We start from the raw sequence: 3,201 nt of genomic DNA on the forward strand, positions 1-3,201 counted from the left end.
TCGGTTGCGGCGACAGCCGGGTGGCCGCCGAGATCATCTTCGACCAGGGTCTGGGCGACATGTTCGTGGTGCGCACCGCCGGGCACGTCATCGACTCGGCGGTGCTGGGCTCGATCGAGTTCGCGGTGGTGATGCTCGGCGTCCCGCTGATCGTCGTCCTCGGCCACGACAGCTGCGGGGCGGTCAAGGCGGCGCTGTCGGCGCTCGACGACGGCGCGGTGCCCGGCGGTTACCTGCGTGACGTGGTGGAACGGGTGGCCCCGTCGATTCTGCTGGGCCGGCGCGACGGGCTGAACACCGTCGACGAATTCGAAGCGCGGCACGTCAACGAGACGTCCGCACAGCTCATGGCTCGTTCGACCGCGATCTCCGAACGGGTCACGACGGGCTCGCTGGCGATCGCCGGCGTCACGTACCACCTGGCGGACGGGCGGGTGATGCTGCGCGGCCATCTCGGCGACATCGGCCAATCGGTGCCGGAGTAGCCGCTGAAGGTCACAACGCGGCTACGACACGCCGATAACGGTCGCACGAACCACGGTGACCTGGGCCTACCGTGAGGACGTGCTGGATTTCGAACCGCAGGGTCCGCTGCCTCCGCAGATCTACTGGCGCCGTCGGGGGTTGGCACTAGGTATTGCGGTGCTCGCGATCGGGGCGGTGGTGGCGCTCATCGTCACCGTTCTGCACAGCGGTGCGAGCGCCGACCCCGCCGGCAAAGCGGAGAAAGCAGGGAACTCGGTCGCCGCACCGGGTTCCAACCCCGCTGACCGGCCACCACAGCAGGAGGCCAAGACACCCGTCGTCCCGCCGGAGACACAGCAACAGCCGCCCACTGCCACCCCGACCGCTGCGGTGGCACCGCCCCCGGTGCTCAAGGCCGGTGACGACTGCCCCGATTCGACGCTGGCCGTCAAGGGCTACACCAGCCAGCCCCGATACACGGTGGGCGAGCAGCCGAAGTTCACCATGGTCGTCACCAACATCGGCCTGGTGGCCTGCAAACGCGACGTCGGGGCGGCGGTGCTGGCCGCCTATGTCTACTCATTGGACAACCAGAGACTATGGTCCAACCTGGACTGCGCGCCGTCAAACGAGACGTTGGTCAAGACGTTCGACCCGGGCGAGCAGGTGACGACCTCGGTGACGTGGACCGGTATGGGATCAGCGCCGCAGTGCCCGCTGCCGCGGCAACCGATCGGGCCGGGGATTTACAACCTCGTCGTGCAGCTGGGGAACCTGCGTTCGGCGACGTTGCCGTTCATCCTGGCTGAGCCGTCGCCTCCGCCTAACGCGCCACCGCCCGAAGGTGCGCCGGCGTCCGACGAGCCATCCGCAGCTGAGACGCCGTCAGGCGGCAACTAGATCGAACAGCCGGGGCTTGCCAGGGCCTCACCTGACTGCCAGCGACACGCCGAAGTCACCGGCCGGATCGGTCCACCACCGGGTGCGCCGCAGTCCGGCTGCGGCCAGTTCCGCCGCTACCTGCTCCGGCCGGAATTTGCAGGACACCTCGGTGAGCATCTCCTCGCCGGCGGTGAACTCGACGCCGAGGTCCAGCGCGCCGATCCACACCCGCTGCGGCCGCGCGGCGCGCAGCCACATCTCCATCTGCTCCGCGTCGGCGTTCCACCGCGCCACATGGGCGAACGCGGGCAGGTCGAAATCGGCGTCCAGCTCCCGGTTGACCACGGCGAGCACATTGCGGTTGAACGCCGCCGTCACGCCGGCGGCATCGTCGTAGGCGGGGACCAGCCGGCCGGCGTCTTTGACCAGATCGGTGCCGAGCAGCAGGCTGTCCCCCGGGCGCAGCACCGCAGCCAGGGCGGCCAAGAAACCGGCCCGCGGTCCGGGCGTGAGGTTGCCGATCGTCGAGCCCAAGAACGCGAACAGCCTTCGGCCGGCGTCGGGAATCTCGCCCAGGTGGTGTTGGAAATCGCCACAGACCGCCTCGACCCGCACCCCCGGATACTCCCGCTGAATCGCGGCACCGGCCGATTCCAGCACACGCACGTCGACATCGAACGGGATGAAGCGGCGCAGCGACCCGGCCGCTCGATACGCATCCAGCAGCATCCGGGTCTTCTCCGAAGTGCCGCTGCCCAGTTCGACCAGCGTGTCGGCCCCGGTCAGAGACGCGACCTCGGCCGACCGGGCACGTAGGATCTCAGCTTCCGCGCGGGTCAGATAGTACTCCGGCAACTGGGTGATCTGTTCGAACAGGTCACTGCCGGTGGCATCGTAGAACCACTTGGGCGGCAACGACTTCGGTTTTCTTCCCAGCCCCAGGCGCACGTCGTCGCAGAGCGCCCGGTAGACGGCGTCGGCGGCCAGGTGATTGGAGAGTGAGACCGTCACCGGAATCCTTCCAGTGACGTCGCCACCAGTGGTTGCACCGTCACTTGCTCGGGAGTGGCCAACACCAGATGGCGATCGGGTATGTCCACCCAGCGTGGGTCATCGTCATAGGGCTCACTGGCCAGCACCACACCGTCGGCCCCGTGCAGCATCGACAAGGTGTCCCCCCACGTCGTCGCCAGCAGGCGAGACCCGTTGGCGGCCAAGATGTTCAACCGCGCACCTGGATCAGCGGCCCCGAGTTCCACGATGGTGTCGCCCAGCGCATCGAGTCCGCGGGCAAAGATCGAAGCGGCCAGTATCGCGCTGTCACACACCGATTCGGTTGCCGCACAGGTGGGCAGTGCGGCGCGGTCGACGACGCCGTTGTGCGACAGCAGCCATTGGCCGTCGCTGAACGGCGCTGTCGCGCTGGCTTCGATCGGCATGCCGGCGCTGGCCGAACGGACCGCGGCCAACGCGCAATGGGTGCGCAGCGCGGGTGCCACCGACGCGAACGACGCATCGCCCCACAGCGGGGCCGCGCTGCGCCATCGTCGCGGCATCGTGCCGTCGAAAAACCCCACGCCCCAGCCGTCGGCGTTCATCGAGCCGTGCTGTTGGCGGCGCGGCGCGTAGGACTGCACCAAAAGCCCGTACGGCGGGTCGAGGACCAGCTCCGCCAGCGAGCGCGGCTCACCGAGCCAGGCCAGATGCCGGCACATCAGGCCGTGTCCTCGACGTCCCAGGCCAGCCGGACGCCGGCGAAGATCTGCCGCCGGTACGGGTGGTCCCAGTTGCGGAAGCTGGGCCGCAGGATCTCGCCCGCGACGGCCCACGACCCGCCGCGCAGCACCCGGTAGT

5 protein-coding genes are annotated in these 3,201 nt (G+C 68.8%); 2 read left to right on the forward strand and 3 right to left on the reverse strand.

The annotated features are described in order from the left end of the window. Both AC2VOP_RS03310 and AC2VOP_RS03315 read left to right on the forward strand, forming a co-directional pair. Positions 1-485, forward strand: a 485-nt coding sequence (locus AC2VOP_RS03310) for a carbonic anhydrase (protein WP_486959648.1), incomplete at its 5' end; no start/stop codon positions are given. 79 nt (positions 486-564) lie between these two features. Beyond that, positions 565-1,365 (forward strand): hypothetical protein, encoded by an 801-nt coding sequence (locus AC2VOP_RS03315; RefSeq protein WP_486959649.1) that lies wholly within the window; start codon positions 565-567, stop codon positions 1,363-1,365. A 27-nt stretch (positions 1,366-1,392) separates the two neighbouring features. Here the strand turns inward: AC2VOP_RS03315 and egtD are convergent, their stop codons facing one another. The 3 genes from egtD to AC2VOP_RS03330 all read right to left on the reverse strand — a co-directional run. Further along, positions 1,393-2,358 carry an L-histidine N(alpha)-methyltransferase gene (gene egtD, locus AC2VOP_RS03320; RefSeq protein WP_486959650.1) on the reverse strand — a complete coding sequence of 322 codons (966 nt, stop codon included), beginning with the start codon at positions 2,356-2,358 and terminating at the stop codon, positions 1,393-1,395. Next, complete coding sequence (egtC, locus tag AC2VOP_RS03325; RefSeq protein ID WP_486959651.1) at positions 2,355-3,062, reverse strand: ergothioneine biosynthesis protein EgtC; 708 nt, start codon at positions 3,060-3,062, stop codon at positions 2,355-2,357. The genes egtD and egtC overlap by 4 nt, the downstream gene beginning before the upstream one ends. Next, the coding region (locus AC2VOP_RS03330) for an SUMF1/EgtB/PvdO family nonheme iron enzyme (protein WP_486959652.1) at positions 3,062-3,201 on the reverse strand (140 nt) is incomplete at its 5' end. The genes AC2VOP_RS03330 and egtC, both read right to left, overlap by 1 nt.

The organism is Mycobacterium sp. TH-M106 (assembly GCF_057473765.1).

What these genes read in the sequence shown, in the direction of transcription:
- egtC (WP_486959651.1), bottom strand. Translation starts at nt 3,062, where the DNA reads ATGTGCCGGCATCTGGCCTGGCTCGGTGAGCCGCGCTCGCTGGCGGAG.